This is a genomic window from Pantoea phyllosphaerae (assembly GCF_051025595.1).
In the GTDB taxonomy this organism is placed as follows: domain Bacteria; phylum Pseudomonadota; class Gammaproteobacteria; order Enterobacterales; family Enterobacteriaceae; genus Pantoea.
Window position 1 is genome coordinate 118,137 of sequence record NZ_JBPFDE010000012.1, and the last position, 16,095, is coordinate 134,231.

The following is a 16,095-nucleotide window of genomic DNA, read 5'->3' on the forward strand; positions in this document are numbered from 1 at the left end:
AATGTGTATCCACTGATTTGGGACGTGAAGGGAAAAATATGGATGTTAAAGTCATTTGCACGGAAGATAATTATTATTTCAGGCTTGGCATCTCCAGCATTATCAAAGAGGCCCTTTTTACTCACGCTGACATTGAATTTTTATCAGAATTTGATAATGAAAACGTGCGTAAAGCCGACTTTATCCTTGTGAATGTTTCTCAGTGGCGCCTGTTTATGTGTCAACCGGCTTATCGTTACCGTAAGCCCGGCGGTGTACTGCTGGTATTTGTCAATCAAACTGACCACCTGATTTCAGGTCAGTTGCCAGTCTGCTACCAGTCGTTGACCTGTATTCTGCGTAGCGACGCGATCAGAAAAGTCAGAGAGAAGATCACGGCCGCCTGGTTAACCGCCCATGATGAGGAGAATAAGCGGGTTTTGCCTGCTGACTGTACGAAGTGCAATTATGCACGCATATCATTAATACAGCTACAAGTGATAAGCTTTCTAAAAAAAGGACATTCAGTCAATCAAACCGCTAAAATCCTTGGCCTTTCAGCTAAGACCATTTATGCGCATAAATATAACGTCATGCGCAAGTTTGACCTGAAAGGAGATTATGCACTTTACTCTTTTTTGAATGATTTATCGCTGGTTGAATTGTACAAGGGGGTGATAAATGAAAAGTAAAAAGGTATCTGTTTCGCGGACATTACCCTGAGGTCAATAAATAAAAAATGCCTGGTTTCCTATGAAAAATATAATTTATGCGCATTAGCGCAATCAGGGTGAGCTCATTATTTATACCGTTACTGCTTGTTCGAGGCTTTTATGCACAACGAATCACAACAACAAAAAACCACCTTGTTAGTTATCCCTCTCAACGTTGTAATCGGGATCATCATCGGTCTGGTGGTTATTTTATCGCTCTATATTTTCAGCAATGACGTTGTCGCCGCACCGTTGCAACAGGCTCCTGATGCTGTCACGCCTGCTCAAAGTTTACCGGGTCAACAAACATTGCAAGCGCGAGACAGCTATGCGCACGTTATCGTCTATCGCGATAGCGCTACACTGTTCACGCCGGACAGGGTCTTAAACATTTTCATAAACAATCAATACCATACAAGCATCCTTCCGTATACACGTGCGGTAGAGTTGGTTTTATGCCCCGGTAAGAAAGAAGTCATCATTTCGCTTAGCCAGCACGACCATCACCGCTTTTCACAGCTTTCAAAAACAGACGAGATGTTGCCCACGCTGCGGGCGGGTAAAGGTTATTATTTTGAGGTTTCCCTGAATAAACAGGGTAAAATCACAGCGCGTCAGGTGCCTGAAAAGGAAGCGAAAAGCGTCCTGGCAGGTTTAAAGCCTCAAACGCGCATTTTGACACGCGTAACCAATGAATATGCCTGTCCTGAAACAATGTACACGTTTAGCTCAAACGCCTTTTTCGCTCGGCATAGCAATTCATTATTGGGTGCTGAAAGTCATCGCGCGCTGAAGATGCTGTTTAAAAATTTCCATCGCGAGTTCGAAGAGATTGACAGTGAAATACTCAAACTTATAGACATGTAGATATACATAAAAACGGTACCCGACAAACCTGCACATGCAGGTGAATAAGATAACTACATAGTTTTCAACTCCAGCATCCTGTCCTCTTTGTTCCAGCCTTAGAGGGGAGTTACTTCATTTTTTAAGTTAGCAGACCGACCCGGTTTGCCTGGATCTTAATAAAGTCTCAGGCTTTGAGGTCGACTGCATGAGAAAAAGCGCATCCTCTGCACCGATCGCGTTTTCCGCTCTTCGTTTATGAAAGACGGCCATACTGAAATGTAGATGCGTAGCGTTAAGCAATCCCTTTTTTCTCACAGCGTGATACCTGAACCGATCACGTAAGGAAGATGCTGACAAAAAAGCCAGCGTCAATGCTGGCTTCTTTCCGCTGCTTACCAGCGTTATTTGAGGATATAGATGTGATCGACGTCGATTTCGCTTCGTCCGTCGTCGCGATCGACTTCGCCGGTTATCCGCACTTTTTTGCCAATCAGATAGCGGCCGTCGTCGTCGTCATCGTCGTCGTCATCCACATCAATGCGTATGCGGCCGGTCGCGTCCTGCAGCCAGTAGTGATCGTCATCCGCGCGGCCGCTGATGGTACCGGTTATCGCCACGTGCCGGTCGTCGCGCATTTTTTTCGCCTCTGCTACCGTGACCTCCTGTCGGGCGAAAGCCGATGATGAGCAGAGCAAAGCGAGCACTATCCACAACGTTTTTTTCATTAACTACTCCTTTGGTGAAGAAAACTGCGTTTCCTTAAGTTGAACGTCAAAGCGACAGCCCGCGTTAACCTGGCGCGGGGAGCAGCGATTACCGGCATACACAAACCAGCATCATTAGCCAGCATTCCCCGGCATGATGTCTGGTCCACTGCAGGCAGTCGCGCCTGTACCCTTTGACTCAGTTAGAACTTGTTATTCATATCAGTAACGCTTCCATAAGATTTAAGCGGGAAATCAACTATTCGCTGTTGCTTTTATTTTTTGATAAAGACGCTGCGCCAGCGATTTAATATGTCATTCCTGATGTGTAGTGAATGTTCACTTGATTACGAAGCGATAATGGAAATCAGCAGGATTATGCCGGGGGTTATTCAGCCCTGTAAAGATGATGGAATTCTCTCGCAATGTTTTCATCAGGGTTGAGTGAAGTGAGGTGAAAGCCATTTTCATTAAAAATGAAGGCGATGCGGCTATTCAAAAGCGAGTGATAATGTTAATTGTTATTACATTAATTCTTTTTTTATAATGTCTATTTGGGGCGCAGCCCTGGAATAGAGAGTGCCCGGGCAGAAAGACCATTAAGCGCCGGTTTAATGGAAACCCGCTAACATAATGCGCTCGCAAAACCTTGCCACCATCGTGGCCGGGAGCGGAATGAATTATTCAGGCATTGACGTGCTTCCAGAAGGTCAGGAAAGCTATTTATCGCTGCCAGGCGCAAGGTTGAGGCAGGTGCCTGATCTCTATGCTGTATAAAACAGACTCAGGAGTTAACGTGATAAAGATCGGTAAAGCAGCCGTCACGCTGCTGGTGGCCGGGTTGCCACTCACCGCCTGCGCGCAGCGCGTCCCGGAGCCGCAGCGCCTGGGCATGCATAATCCGGCTACCGACTGGTGTCTGCATGTCGGCGGAAAACCTTCGCAGGAAAAAAGCGAGGCGGGCGTCATAGGCTTCTGCACGCTGCCTTCGGGCGAACGCATTGAGCAGTGGGCGCTTTATCATCGGGATCATCCAGAGTAGCCGAGCTTGTCGGCTCGCTTGCCGGACAGACGAAGGTAAAGAGCGGCGCGCTGGATACTTTGGGCTTCATTATTGCGGGCCGATCCCAGCCCCGCATATTTCCCTGCACGCCTGGCCATTAAACGTAAGGTTTATCTGGCGCAGAAGCGTGCATATTCAGGATGGATAACCTTGCTATACCTGGGTTAACGCCCCGCTATTTTTTTCTTGTAAAAAAGGGACGCAGAGGTAACTGCAGTACCACAGTTTTTTTTGGTTACTCAGATGTTCCATAAGTTTCTGGTTAATTGATTATTAATCAGTTTGCAAAGTCCATTTCTATTTGGATATGGTTTTATATCGTCATAAAAATCAGCCGTTTACTTTCTGTTTAACATGCAGTGAACGGTTTTTTTTGATCTTAATCAATTAATGAAATGACGTTCATTTCTGTTAATTGTTTTCGTAATGATATGGTTCTCATGGCTTCCGTTTATTTCCTTAATAAATCATAAAACCATGAGGGCAGGCTATTGAAACATTTTGGGGGCGCAGCTTTTTGCTGCACTGTTTTTATCTGCACTAAATCCTGGGCAGGTATTATGCGTCACGATATTGACGTGCAGGAATATCGCGATTTTGCAGAAAACCTGGGCAGCTACTCCGTTGGTTCAACAAATATAGCGGTATACAAAAAAGATGGATCCCTGTCGGGCTACCTCGATTTCGCCATGCCCGATTTTGGCATGGTGGCGAACTATGGCTACAGCACGCTGGTTGCGCCCTCCTATGTCGCCAGCGTGCGTCACAATACCGGTTATAAAACGGTTGGCTTCGGTAACGGTGCACAATATGGCGCGACCTATACTCTGATTAACCGTAACGAATTCCCTGAGTCAGGCGTGGATTTTCACCTGCCGCGCCTGAATAAAGTGGTGACTGACGCCGCGCCGGTGGGGACGGTAGAAAAATCGGAAATTATGAAAGGCGATAGCGCGCGCTATAGCTGGTTTACCCGCATCGGTGGCGGCACCCAGAGCCAGGTTAGCGAGGATCAGAGCGAACGTATCCAGTTAAGCGGCGCCTATAAATGGGTCAGCGGGGGAACAGTGAATGCCGCTACTGTTCGGTTTACGTCTGGGACGCTGCGGGCAATCAACTATGGGCCCGATAACCCTCTGACCTCTCCGCTTTCCATCGGGACCATGGCGGGGGATAGCGGCAGCCCGATGATGGTTTACGACGAGCAAGACCGCGCATGGAAAATTGTCGGCGTGCTTTACGGTTCGATGGCAGACCCTGGCACTGCCTATGGCAAAACAAGCGGATGGGAATATATACCAGACGGATATATTCAGACCATTACGGCGGCCAATATCTCGCCTGACGTTGTGGATAGCCCCCAGGGCGGCACGATTTACTGGAACGACAGCACCCTTGCACAGCAGGATACCCTCTGGTCATGGACCGGGCTCGATAAAGCCTATGCGAGCGCGGCACCCGCCACGGCCAGCAACGAAGAGCTGGATGCCACTAAAGATTTACGCTTTAACGGCGCTGGCGGGCTTATTCTCCTTAATGGCCCGGTTAACATGGGGGCGGGCAAGCTGCAGTTTTCAAACGATTACACCCTGAGCGCTGCTTCTGGCGTGAATGCGACCTGGGTGGGCGGCGGCGTTGAAGTCGACGCGGGCAAGAAGGTGTTGTGGCAGGTCAACGGCCTGGCGAACGATGCGCTGCATAAAATAGGGGCTGGTACGCTGCACGTTAACGCCGAAGGGATCAACGCCGGCAGCCTGAACGTGGGCGACGGTACGGTTATTCTCGATCAGCAGGCGGATGCGGCTGGAAACAAACAGGCGTTCTCCTCAGTAACGCTGGTCAGCGGGCGACCAACCGTGGTGCTGAAGGATGCGGATCAGGTGGCCACCAGCGATATCTATTTCGGCTATCGCGGCGGCAAGCTCGATCTCAACGGCAATACGCTTACCTTTAAAAAAATCAACCATACCGATAGCGGCGCCACGCTATTGAACCACAGCGCCAGCCAGCTGGCGACGCTAAACATTACCGGCTATACCGCTGACGACGTGCCTTTTAACCGCTTTAACGGCAGCAATCCCAAAGGCACACCCGGTTCGCTCTACGTTTACAACAATCCCTACACCAAAGAGACTGAATACTTTCAGCTTAATAAATCCTCTTACTGGTATTTTCCCACCGACAAGAGCTCAACCGATACCTGGACCTATCTGGGAACGGACAGCGATGCGGCGGTCAACTATCGCTTAACGCAGCTCAACCAGCAGGTTTTTCGCGGCTTTCTCGGCGAAACCGATCCGGCGGCGGTAAATGGCGGCCTGAACGTGGCACTCAAGCCTGAAAACGCAACGGCGATAACCGCGCTGACCGGCGGCATGAACCTGAACGGCACGCTGAGCGTGGAAAACGGCACGGCGATCCTCTCCGGACAGCCGGTTGCGCACGCTGGTGGCGTAGCGAGGGAGGATGACTGGTCGACATCGCTGTTTAAAGCGGATGAAATCAGCGTCGGTAAGGGGGCCGCGCTGCAGGTAGGCGAATATGCCAGCGTACAGGCGCGATTCGTTGCCGATGAGTCAGCGCGCCTTGCATTCGGCTATAACGACAGTGAACAGGCGGAGGAGAAGAGCTGGCGCTGTTATTCCCTAATCTATCAGGATGCGACCGCCTGCAGCCAGCCGGTGCGCAATGCCAGTGCGCTGGCGCTGCTGCCAGCCAGTGACGTGGCGGGCGACGTAGCGCTCGCCGATCGGGCTTCACTCTACCTGGGAAAAGTAAATTATCAGGGCGCGGTGACTTCAACCGGCAGCACGCGTATGACGCTTGATGGCAATGCCCGCTGGACGATGACCGGCAACAGTCGCGTCAGCACGCTGCAGGCGCAGCCGGGCGCGACGCTTTCCACGGTGCCGACGGGCAACTGGCAGGCGAAGACGCTTGACGTCGACGCCCTTGACGCCACCGGCCTGAACCTCATGCTGGGCGTCAAACCGGCCACGCTGGAAAGCGACAGGCTGACGATTCGCAATGTCGCCAGCGGCGGCGATAACCTGCTGGATGTCAGTCTGCTGGTGGGAGCCAGGGATCCGGTGGCGCTGAAGCAGGATCTGGTCATGATCGATGCGCCAGCGGGCACGGCGCACGATTACTTCTCTTTTGCCGACGGCTACAGCGGCTTTAGCGTTTATACGCCGAACTATCAGGTAAAAGAGGAGAACGACAGGGTGCTGTGGGTGCTGGAACGTAATCAGACGCAGCCGGATACGCCAACAGCGCCCGCGCCGCCCGAAACCGACCCGCCTGCGCCACAGAAACCTGCGCCGGATGCCGACAGCGACACGCCCGCAGAGGACAACACCCCACCGCAGCCCGATGCAGGCAAGCCCGCACAGGACAGCACCACGCCGCAGCCTGACGCAGACACACCCGCTCAGGACAACAGCGCACCGCAGCCTGACGCCGTCGCGCCCGCGCCGGGTGAAACGACGTCAGAAACGAGCACGGATAAACCCGCGCAAACCGGTAACGCTGCAGAGCAGTCGGAAAGCGACGAGAAAACTGAGGCCGCTGTGCAGCCTGAAGAGCCCGTTACTCCACCGGCGTTCAATCCGGATGAGTGGTTTACCATTCACGATAACCAGCCGCTTATTCAGAACACGCGGGCGCTGATGGCCTCGCGCCAGTACATCTTTAGCGAAGCTATCGGACAGCTCTATAAACGCAGCGACCGTCTGCGCGCGTCGCCGGACAACCATGGTGTCTGGGCTACGCTGGAGCACAGCAAAGGCGGCTTCGCTGGCCTTAACGCCACGCAGCAGACGCTGAACGTAGGCTGGGATAAGCAAAACGGCGCGCACACGCTGGGTTTTAGCGCCAGCTACGCTCAGGGCAAAATCAAAGGCAAAGGAGAGGAAAATCACCGCCTCGCCACGGCTGGTGCTTACTATTCCTGGCAGTCGGACGCAGGGTGGTTTACGGACGCTGCCAGCCGCCTCATGTATCTGAACCAGGAGATAACGCTGGATCCTGCGCTGGGGATCACCCGTAAAAAGCGCAACAGCACCCTGCTGGCAGGCAGCGTGAGAAGCGGATATCAGTTCAGCCTGGCGAACGATTCACTGCTGATCTCTCCTTTTGTTGGCCTGAGCGCTGGCGTGCTTTCAGGCTACTCGCTGCAGGGACAGGATGCGGAGGTTTCCCTGAGCTCGTCCCGTCCCTGGTACGCTACCGGCGGCGTTATGGCGCAAAAACGCGGCCTGGGTGAGGGAATGAAAAACCTTAACCTGACCGCCAGCATCGCCTGGCAATATTCGCCGGGGAAAAACGGCTCGACAACCACGCTCGCCGATCGTCAGGCAAGCCGTCAGTATCAGGCCTGGTCCGACAATCGCTATCGTGCAAGCGTCGGCGTTGAAGGGGCGATTGCTAAAAATATGTCGTTAAACGCGGGTGTTGAGAGCAGCTTCGGCGGGGTGTTCAAGACGGACTATAGCGGTACAGTCGGCCTCTCTTACCATTTCTGATCGTCAAAAGGCGTCACGTTGAAAACGTGACGCCTGTTCTTCTTCAGCTGTCACTGAAACGTCGCTTATCCCCTAGTTCACCCGCCTCCAGACCTCTGCCGGAATATCATTGAAGGTTTCATTCATGATCAGCTCAGCTTTGCGGTGATCGTAAGCCCCTTCAAAAGAGCAGAGGTCTTGTGAAGGGACTTTCTTGCGCATATAGCTGGTCACGATATCGAGGATGTCTTTAGAAGGGCAGCGTCTTAATTCACTTAAATAATCATTTTTGTTCATTCACCGTTTCCTTTTTCTTGAATGATATTGCAGAGAAAGTTAATTAACCCGGGCGGTCGGCTGCGCTTAGCCTGTACGGCATCGCCTGCGCCAGTGACGCTGTTTTTCGCTACTGTGTCGCTCTCTCACCGTACTGGCGAAAAGGGCTAATGACAGACCTCTGCTGGAATAAGGATATCTCGCCTCAATAATAATGCATTGATCATACGGATAATAACCATCAGCTTGCTGAGAGTCATGCTCTGTCTTTATGTTCAATATTCCTCCGATAACATAGACACGCGCTGAGCGATGGTCTGGCCAGACGTGATATCCCTTTGCTGCGCTGCATTTATAATTGTCAATCTTATCCGGATCAAGCCTGACAGGAACGGCAGGCTGGCGTCTATATTTCACACCCTGACGCTTTTGATATAACATTTTCACAAGGGTGACGTCAGGGATAGTAATTTACTGACTGAAATCTAATATGTTTTTTTGCGGCGTTATAAAGGCTGGCTGATACTTTCCGGAAATAAAAAAACAATACGCCAGCAGTTCGTTAACGAAGAGCATCATGGTGATAGAATAATCCCGTGTGGGTTTACTAGCGGTTAAAGTAAGACCCCTGCGCTTTCAGGCCGATGAATAACAGTGAGCCTGTCGCGCAGGCTAGCGCCGACGAATTCCTCTCGCCGCCTAGCGAAGATTTTTTCCGATCCGAACCCGCATCAGATCCCATACAAGGTTGAACAGCAGGGTATAGACCAGAAAAAACAGCACCAGCCCGAGTTCCAGCCGTACAGCCTTTATCAGCGACACCTGCAGCCACCAGGCGGCAAAAGGGATCAATATCAGCAGCAATCCCGCTTCAAACAAAAGCGCATGCAGCGTGCGTACCGCGAACCCTTTCTTAAAACCAAAGTGCTGCTGTGCTATATCGAACAGCAGGTTAAAGAGATAGTTCCACGCCATTGCCACGGCGGAAGAAACCAGCGTCAACACGGCTGACTGCGCAGGGGCTGCAGAAGCCAGTCTTGTTAAAATGGTAAACACCAGACTATTTGCGACAACCTCAAACACGACGGCGTGCATCACGCGTTCGAATGGCGTGCGGCGAGGAACAGATGAGTGGCACACAAAAAACTCTCTGACAGATAAAGAAGGCGGAGAATAATAGTATAAAAAAATATTAAATACCTGCTTTTTGCGAAGGTCAGAAAAGAGAGTTTCATTCCCGGTTAAGGTTATAAAAATAACTTCCGATCTCAGGAGGCATAAAGCGAATTTTTATTGATGTATATCAAACTTATCGCTGCGGCCAGGCGCGCTGTTGAGAAAGGATTTAGCCGTGGCCCTTTACGCTCTACTCAGGCGGCACATCTTTTATTAAGCGGGCCGACGAAATCGACCGGCCAAATAAGGTGAAGAAGATGAAAAGCAAACTGTCAGATTGTTCATGCAGCGATGCCTGGCGGCTTATCTTATTACTGAGCCTCGGCTTCTGGGGTAGCGTCACGCTTTTAGCCCTTGTGCTGTATGAAAGCAGTTTATCCTGGGCTGCAGGATAAAACCGACAGGCTGACATGTTACCGCTTGCTTTATTCTGTCAGCGCTGTGTCTGTTATCTGCACCGATATATCAGCAGAGCGTCTGACTCTTAATTATTTTACGCAAAGTTTCTGTACGAGATGCGAGATATGGCAGACATCATTGATGAGGCGATGGAGGTTATCTCCCTTACCGAAACCGCTGAGGTCGAGGCGATTCGTCGTCGACTGGCGCGTCCTGGCCGCACCACCTGTGAGAACTGCGGAGAAGAGATTCCGGCAGAGCGGCGCGAGCTGCTGCCCTCAGTCACTACCTGTGTCGGCTGTCAGGAAATCCTGGAGCTGCGCGAACGGACCGGGCAGACCGGCCATCGCCTGCCGGAAGCTGATGCGTTCTGACGTTTCGATGCCAGCCTGTCGGCCTGAGGCGACAGGCTGGCATCAACAGTAATAGCGGCTTTTCGCTCAGTCATTCTTCTCGATACGGATGACCCCTCCTGATCCCTGTGAGCCTCTGTAGCTATTCCCACCGTTGTATCGCTGGCCGCCTGTTTAAAGGGCTTTCCTGGTAAGGCGTCAGGCGCTACCGTTTTACTTTTAATAAAAATTGAAGGGCTCTTGCATCCTGCCATTCAGGCAGATCCTCCCCGCAGCGCTTTTTTTACCCGGCGGAAATGCATCAGTCCTTAATTCACTTCGCCTGCTTTGATGATCGCTGCCGAAGCAAATTCGGCTGTTCAGGTTTCGACAATTCATTCTGAATAATTACGCATCTTTAGCTACCTCATTGCGATGCATAATTATGCAGATTTCGGGGCCCTGATTGCATAATCCTGGCTTTCGTCAATTTTTTCAGATCTTTGAGAGGTGTCAAAAAGTGAATAGAATGAGGTGTACTTGTGTTGACTTTGTTACAGCCGGTAGCCAGGATGCGGTCATCCGATGCGGAAGAAACAGAGATAGTTAATAAAACGCAGCGCAACAGTTCAGCTTTTTTCTATTCCACTTATAAAAGAGAGCGCGATAACTAATATTTATTGCGCGGTTCTTCTGCGTCGTTAAATAAACGGAAAAATAAAAGGAACCGGCATGACTGAAAAAGAACCGCTTAGGCCGCCGGCTAACGCCTCCTCCTCGCCGCAGCTGGAGCGCGGGCTGAGCGAGCGACATATTCAGATGATCGCGCTGGGCGGTGCAATTGGCACCGGACTGTTTATGGGAGCGGGTAAGAACATCGCCGTGGCGGGCACCTCAATTCTCATCATTTACGCGCTGGTGGGATTTTTTGTGTATATGGTAATGCGCGCAATGGGGGAGGTGCTGTTATCAAAGCTCGACTATCGCTCCTTCGCCGACTTCGTCGCGGATTATCTGGGTCCCAAAGCGAGCTTTTATCTGGGCTGGTCCTACTGGCTGAGCTGGGTAGTCACCTGCATTGCCGACGTGGTGGTCTGCGGGGGTTATATGCAGTACTGGTTCCCTGAAATGTCCGCCTGGATACCGGCACTCATCACGCTGGGCCTGCTCTGCATGTTTAATTTGCTGTCGGTCAGGCTGTTCGGCGAAGCGGAGTTCTGGTTTGCCCTGATCAAGGTGATCGCTATCGTTGCGCTCATCTTTACCGGCCTTTGGATGGTGGCCACGGGCTGGACCTCGCCCGACGGCGTGCAGGCCTCGCTGCATCATCTCTCCGATCCGGCGGTATTTCTGCCGCACGGGGTGACGGGCTTCCTGGCGGGCTTTCAGATCGCCATCTTTTCCTATACCGGCATTGAGCTGCTTGGCACCATGACCGCCGAAACGCGGGATCCAGAAAAAATCTTGCCGAAGGCGATCAATGCAATCCCGCTGCGCATCATCATTTTTTATATGCTGTCGATGGTGGTGATTATCGCCGTCACCTCCTGGGCGGCGATCTCTCCCGACGTCAGCCCGTTCGTGAGCCTTTTTGCCAAAGCGGGCCTGCCTGCCGCCGCGGCGATTATCAACTTTGTGGCGCTCACCTCTGCCATGTCATCCGCCAACAGCGGCGTCTATTCCAGTACGCGAATGCTTTACGGCTTATCGGTGGAAAAGCATGCGCACCGGCAGTTTCGCATCCTGTCGAGAAGCACGCGCATTCCCGTGCGCAGCCTGCTTTTCTCCTGCTTCTGCATGCTGAGCGGCACGCTGCTGCTGTTTCTGGTGCCGAACGTGATGACGCTGTTTACCATCGTCTCTACGCTTGCGGCGATACTGGTGATCTACAGCTGGGCCATGATCCTGGTGGCCTATCTGGCTTACCGCAAGCAGCGCCCGGAGCTTCATGCGCAGTCGCGGTTTAAGATGCCAGCGGGCATCATCATGAGCTGGATGAGCCTGCTGTTCTTCGCCTTTTCGGTCGCCATTATGGTCTTCGATCCCGATACGCTGGCCGCGCTTTGCGCTATGCCTTTTTGGTTTGGACTGCTGTGGATGGTCTGGCGAATAAAGGCGCGCAAAGCACAGGCGCTTAAGGCCATTCGCAGTGCCTGATGCTGCCTTCGCTTTTTAGCGGTTGGGATCTGCGAGGGAAAGAGGTAGAGACAGACTGAAGGCGAATCGTAAAGTCGGCAAGAAAAAAAGCGCTCCTCTTAAGGAGCGCTGCTAATTATTAGCAATGAAACACCCTGTTTGCGAGCATAAAAGCAAGCCTGAGTGAGGTGATTAAAACATGGCGGTGCTAAATTAAATATCAACAAGCAAGACTCTTTTTGGCGTGCTCGGCTTATTTGCATAAGCCGTAAATAAAAAAGCGCCCGGTAAGGGCGCAAGCAAGGAAAGTTACATCAGTCATACGTTTCATGATTTGTGGTGCGCAGACACCACAGCGACAACTTTATTACTTTGCTGTTAAACCCCAGGTCAACATTGCCTTTTTGGTGCCCGGCTACCGTTCCTCTGACTGGTATGATATTTCAGCGATAAACAGGCGCAAGGCATATTAACCCTGTTAACCGGGCACTGTAATATTTTCATTGTCACTGGCTGGAACAATAATAAAAACCGGTCTCTTTTATCGCCACACTACTGATGCTTCGTCGCCAGCGCTTTTCCATCACCGTTTCATTATGAGAAAAGAAATAAACTTATCTGTTTCTTTTTCTCAACCTTAGCGCTTTACATAGCGTTGCCTGGATAACCCTGGTTTTTACACGGGCCGCGCGACGGGCGCGCGTGCCGTAAGTCACTCTTCAATCCTGAGAAATCTTGCGCGCGACTTTGCCGCTCACTGAGGTGCGGGTTGACCACCAGCAGAGCAGCGACCCCAGACTCACCATCGCGGCCCCTTGCCAGAATGACAACGTCAGATGTGAATTCAGCAGAAATGCCGCCAGTACCGAGGAGAAGATCGGAATAAAGTAGGAGACGGCAGCCAGCAAATTAACGTTGCCGTACAGAATGCCGGTATTCCAGGCAGCATAGCCAAATCCCATCGCCATTGCGGCCAGCGCCAGAGCCAGCACCGCCTGCGTCGAAACAGCGAAGGGCGGCTGCGGCGACAGCCAAAATTTCACCCACAGAGTTAACGCGGTCAGAATAAAAAACAGCGTAATGCCGTTGCTGCCGTTGGCCATTTTTTTTGTTACCACGCAATAAACTGCCCAAATCGCTGCGCCACCAAACGCCAGCCCATAGCTGAGCGGATTATCCATAATGTTGCTGCCCATCTCGCCAGGGGAAAAAGCCTGCTCGCCGCCCAGCACGCGGCAGATCCCTGCCACAGCCAGCAGTAGGCCTGGAATAATCAGCGGACTGGTTTTTTGTCGGTTAACCATCGCCGCCAGCACAATTGTCATGCCAGGCCAGAGATAATTTACCATACCGACCTCGATCGCCTGACGACCGCTGTGGGTAAAGCCGAGCGACAGCGACAGGCAAACTTCGTAACTGACAAATAACAGGCTGCCGACGATCAAATAGCGCCGCGGAAAGGAGCGAACGTTGGGGAAGCCGACGGTAAACAGCAGCAGTGCGGCGCTAAAGCTGTAGATCAGCGCCGCGCCGCCAACCGGCCCGAAGCCCTCGCTGACGCTTTTAATCAGACCAACAATGGCGCTCCATAGCACAATAGCCAGCAGGCCAGTGAGCGTCGCTCTCTTTTGGGATATCACGTTTTACCTCGTTTTAGCGCGATTAGCTTAGCAGGTCAGGATACGCATCTGAGTCAGCTCTGCCACCCCTTTATCTTTGTTGAGCTACCCTTACTGCTTAACCACGGAGGAGAACGCAATGACTGATGCAACCCTGATCGAAACGCTGCAGTTCGGCCCTGACGACGCGCCCGAGCAGAAATATGAAATCTACGGCGACGACGAAAAAACGCCGACCTATGCGCTGATTTATCGTCAGCACGACGGCGAATGGGAAAAACTGGACGAGAAGCTCACCTTCGCGGCCAGAGATGAGCAAAAAGAGGTGGCCGTCGCCATGGATTACGGCTCCGGCGACAGCCTGCCGGAGCTGCGAGATTTACCTGCGGAAGCGCGCGAACACTGCGAACGTCACTGGCAAAACAGCCAGCCATAACCTTGGCCGGGGAAGGTTCCCGGCTTTTCTCACTCCTCGCACGCGCCTCTTCGCCTGCGGTTACGCTCGCAATATCCGATCCTCTGAACTTAACTCAAATTGTGTTCATCGCCTGTTTGCGCCCTACGGGAGGATCTTTTGGCCAAAAACTCACACCCTGAAGCCGCGGCTGATGTGATCTCGCTGCGACGCTGGATAACTGTCGGGCGGCCCGCCGAAGAGCTATTCGCGCTCTGGCTGGCACCCGACACCTTACCGCGCATCATGAGCCATTTCGCGACCATCACGCCTGTTAACAAAAGCGACGCGCGGTGGCAGATCGACGGGCCGCTCGGCAAACACTACGCCTGGGAGAGCCGCATCGTCGAGGCGCAGCCAGGGGAGATCATCGTCTGGCAGTCGCTGGAGGGCGCGGATATCCCCAACGAGGGCGAGCTGCTGCTGCGCCCGGCGCCCGGCGAGTGGGGAACCGAACTGGCGCTGACGCTGCGCTTCACGCCGCCGGGTGGCGCGCTGGGCAAAAAGGTCACGACCTTTTTCGATCTGCTGCCTAAAGAGATGGTCAGCAAAGCGCTGCATCGCTTTAAAAGTCTGGCCGAAACCGGCGAAATTCCTACGCTTGTCGGCCAGCCTGCTGGCCGCCATGCCGACCGTCAGGATAAGGAGAAATAGATGCGCGCACTCTGCTGGAACGGCGTAAACAATCTCAGCGTGGAAACAGTGGCCGATCCCGGCCTGCTTAATCCCCATGACGCGATTATTCGCGTTCGTCTGACCACCACCTGTGGCTCCGATCTTCACGTCATCGACGGGCTGATCCCCAGCATGCGCGAGGGCGATATTCTCGGGCATGAATTTATGGGCGAGGTGGTAGAGGTCGGCAGCGCGGTGAAAAATATTCGCCGCGGCGATCGCGTCGTGGTGCCCTCGTTTATCTCCTGCGGCTCTTGCTGGTACTGTCAGCATCAGCTGCCCTCCTGCTGCGACAACACCAACCCGCAGTGGGAGAAGGGGGAAACGGTGCTGGGGCATCCGACCGGCGGCATTTACGCCTATAGCCACGCCTTTGGCGGCTACGCTGGCTCGCACGCCGAATATGTCCGCGTGCCCTTCGCCGACAACGACTGCTTTATCGTGCCGGAAGGCGTAACTGACGAGCAGGCGCTGTTTCTCTCCGACGCGGTGCCGACCGGCTATATGGGCGCAGATTTTTGCAATATTCATCCCGGCGACACCGTGGTGGTGTGGGGCTGCGGCGGCGTAGGCCTGATGGCGCAGCAAAGCGCATGGCTGATGGGCGCGCATCAGGTGATCGGCATCGACCGCTACCCGGAGCGGCTGGCGATGGCGCGCGACTATGCCGGCAGCATAGCGCTCGACTACACCCAGGTCGATATCAACGAGGCGCTACTGGAGCTGACCGGCGGCCGCGGCCCGGACAGCTGTATTGACGCTGTCGGCATGGAGGCGCGCGGCGAGGGGCTGAGCCAGGTTTACGATAAAACCAAACAGCTGCTGCATCTGGAAACCGACGTCGGCGCCGCCCTGCGTCAGGCGCTCTATGCCTGCCGCAAGGGCGGTAATATCGCGATCCTCGGCGTGTATGGCGTGATGGATAAGTTTCCGCTGGGGCTGATGATCAACAAAAGCCTGACGATCCGCACCGCGCAGCAGCACGGCCAGCGCTATATGCACCGGCTGCTGGATCACGTGGCGAAGAACGAGCTCAATCCCGCTTTTATGGCGACACACCGCTTTTCGCTGGAGGAGGCGCCGCGCGGCTATGAGATGTTCAAGCATAAAGAGGAGGGCTGCGTACGCGCGGTATTCGCGCCCTGAGCGCAGCGTCGGGATGGCGCAACGTCAGGTTTTCGTAGTAAAAACAAGGGACATAACGTAACAGAAGGGAAA

14 protein-coding genes are annotated in these 16,095 nt (G+C 53.1%); 10 read left to right on the forward strand and 4 right to left on the reverse strand.

Annotation, left to right across the window (positions count from 1 at the left end):
- Nucleotides 1–38 precede the first annotated feature (38 nt).
- Both ACR6A7_RS16150 and ACR6A7_RS16155 read left to right on the forward strand, forming a co-directional pair.
- On the forward strand, nt 39–671 hold the full coding sequence (locus ACR6A7_RS16150; protein ID WP_434126038.1) for a helix-turn-helix transcriptional regulator: 633 nt from the start codon (nt 39–41) through the stop codon (nt 669–671).
- Nucleotides 672–812: 141 nt separating this feature from the next.
- A complete protein-coding gene (locus ACR6A7_RS16155) occupies nt 813–1,559 on the forward strand; it encodes a hypothetical protein (RefSeq protein ID WP_434126040.1) in 747 nt (248 codons plus the stop codon).
- A 383-nt stretch (nt 1,560–1,942) separates the two neighbouring features.
- On the opposite strand, the gene ACR6A7_RS16160 is transcribed toward ACR6A7_RS16155, so the two are convergent.
- Nucleotides 1,943–2,266 carry a NirD/YgiW/YdeI family stress tolerance protein gene (locus ACR6A7_RS16160; RefSeq protein ID WP_434126041.1) on the reverse strand — a complete coding sequence of 108 codons (324 nt, stop codon included), beginning with the start codon at nt 2,264–2,266 and terminating at the stop codon, nt 1,943–1,945.
- A gap of 775 nt (nt 2,267–3,041) precedes the next feature.
- On the opposite strand from ACR6A7_RS16160, the gene ACR6A7_RS16165 reads away from it, so the two are divergent.
- Nucleotides 3,042–3,287 carry a putative hemolysin gene (locus tag ACR6A7_RS16165; RefSeq protein WP_434126043.1) on the forward strand — a complete coding sequence of 82 codons (246 nt, stop codon included), beginning with the start codon at nt 3,042–3,044 and terminating at the stop codon, nt 3,285–3,287.
- Between the two features lie 581 nt (nt 3,288–3,868).
- A complete protein-coding gene (locus ACR6A7_RS16170) occupies nt 3,869–7,831 on the forward strand; it encodes a S6 family peptidase (protein ID WP_434126044.1) in 3,963 nt (1,320 codons plus the stop codon).
- Between the two features lie 72 nt (nt 7,832–7,903).
- Here the strand turns inward: ACR6A7_RS16170 and ACR6A7_RS16175 are convergent, their stop codons facing one another.
- Complete coding sequence (locus ACR6A7_RS16175; protein WP_434126046.1) at nt 7,904–8,107, reverse strand: Hha/YmoA family nucleoid-associated regulatory protein; 204 nt, start codon at nt 8,105–8,107, stop codon at nt 7,904–7,906.
- 678 nt (nt 8,108–8,785) lie between these two features.
- Nucleotides 8,786–9,226: a PACE efflux transporter gene (locus ACR6A7_RS16180; RefSeq protein ID WP_434126047.1), complete on the reverse strand. Its 441-nt coding sequence runs from the start codon at nt 9,224–9,226 to the stop codon at nt 8,786–8,788.
- 293 nt (nt 9,227–9,519) lie between these two features.
- Here ACR6A7_RS16180 and ACR6A7_RS16185 point away from each other — a divergent pair, with 293 nt between their 5' ends.
- The 3 genes from ACR6A7_RS16185 (at nt 9,520) to ACR6A7_RS16195 (ending at nt 12,150) form a co-directional block, all read left to right on the forward strand.
- Nucleotides 9,520–9,657: a hypothetical protein gene (locus ACR6A7_RS16185; protein ID WP_434126049.1), complete on the forward strand. Its 138-nt coding sequence runs from the start codon at nt 9,520–9,522 to the stop codon at nt 9,655–9,657.
- A 129-nt stretch (nt 9,658–9,786) separates the two neighbouring features.
- The gene (locus tag ACR6A7_RS16190; RefSeq protein WP_434126050.1) at nt 9,787–10,035 is read left to right on the forward strand and encodes a TraR/DksA C4-type zinc finger protein; all 249 of its coding nucleotides are present in this window, start codon (nt 9,787–9,789) and stop codon (nt 10,033–10,035) included.
- Nucleotides 10,036–10,725: 690 nt separating this feature from the next.
- On the forward strand, nt 10,726–12,150 hold the full coding sequence (locus tag ACR6A7_RS16195; protein ID WP_434126052.1) for an amino acid permease: 1,425 nt from the start codon (nt 10,726–10,728) through the stop codon (nt 12,148–12,150).
- 698 nt (nt 12,151–12,848) lie between these two features.
- On the opposite strand, the gene yddG is transcribed toward ACR6A7_RS16195, so the two are convergent.
- Nucleotides 12,849–13,766, reverse strand: coding sequence for an aromatic amino acid DMT transporter YddG (gene yddG, locus ACR6A7_RS16200; RefSeq protein WP_434126091.1), 918 nt, complete (start codon nt 13,764–13,766; stop codon nt 12,849–12,851).
- A gap of 121 nt (nt 13,767–13,887) precedes the next feature.
- Between yddG and ACR6A7_RS16205 the strand changes: the two genes are divergently transcribed.
- The 3 genes from ACR6A7_RS16205 to ACR6A7_RS16215 all read left to right on the forward strand — a co-directional run bounded on the left by ACR6A7_RS16205 (nt 13,888) and on the right by ACR6A7_RS16215 (nt 16,023).
- Entirely contained in the window at nt 13,888–14,184 is a 297-nt protein-coding gene (locus tag ACR6A7_RS16205) for a hypothetical protein (protein WP_434126053.1), read from the forward strand.
- 138 nt (nt 14,185–14,322) lie between these two features.
- Nucleotides 14,323–14,856 (forward strand): SRPBCC family protein, encoded by a 534-nt coding sequence (locus ACR6A7_RS16210; RefSeq protein WP_434126055.1) that lies wholly within the window; start codon nt 14,323–14,325, stop codon nt 14,854–14,856.
- Nucleotides 14,857–16,023 carry a zinc-dependent alcohol dehydrogenase gene (locus tag ACR6A7_RS16215; RefSeq protein WP_434126057.1) on the forward strand — a complete coding sequence of 389 codons (1,167 nt, stop codon included), beginning with the start codon at nt 14,857–14,859 and terminating at the stop codon, nt 16,021–16,023.
- Nucleotides 16,024–16,095 lie beyond the last annotated feature (72 nt).

Coding starts and splice junctions, on each gene's coding strand:
- ACR6A7_RS16150 (WP_434126038.1), top strand. CDS start 39: ATGGATGTTAAAGTCATTTGCACGGAAGATAATTATTATTTCAGGCTT.
- ACR6A7_RS16155 (WP_434126040.1), top strand. CDS start 813: ATGCACAACGAATCACAACAACAAAAAACCACCTTGTTAGTTATCCCT.
- ACR6A7_RS16160 (WP_434126041.1), bottom strand. CDS start 2,266: ATGAAAAAAACGTTGTGGATAGTGCTCGCTTTGCTCTGCTCATCATCG.
- ACR6A7_RS16170 (WP_434126044.1), top strand. CDS start 3,869: ATGCGTCACGATATTGACGTGCAGGAATATCGCGATTTTGCAGAAAAC.
- ACR6A7_RS16175 (WP_434126046.1), bottom strand. CDS start 8,107: ATGAACAAAAATGATTATTTAAGTGAATTAAGACGCTGCCCTTCTAAA.
- ACR6A7_RS16185 (WP_434126049.1), top strand. CDS start 9,520: ATGAAAAGCAAACTGTCAGATTGTTCATGCAGCGATGCCTGGCGGCTT.
- ACR6A7_RS16190 (WP_434126050.1), top strand. CDS start 9,787: ATGGCAGACATCATTGATGAGGCGATGGAGGTTATCTCCCTTACCGAA.
- ACR6A7_RS16195 (WP_434126052.1), top strand. CDS start 10,726: ATGACTGAAAAAGAACCGCTTAGGCCGCCGGCTAACGCCTCCTCCTCG.
- ACR6A7_RS16205 (WP_434126053.1), top strand. CDS start 13,888: ATGACTGATGCAACCCTGATCGAAACGCTGCAGTTCGGCCCTGACGAC.
- ACR6A7_RS16215 (WP_434126057.1), top strand. CDS start 14,857: ATGCGCGCACTCTGCTGGAACGGCGTAAACAATCTCAGCGTGGAAACA.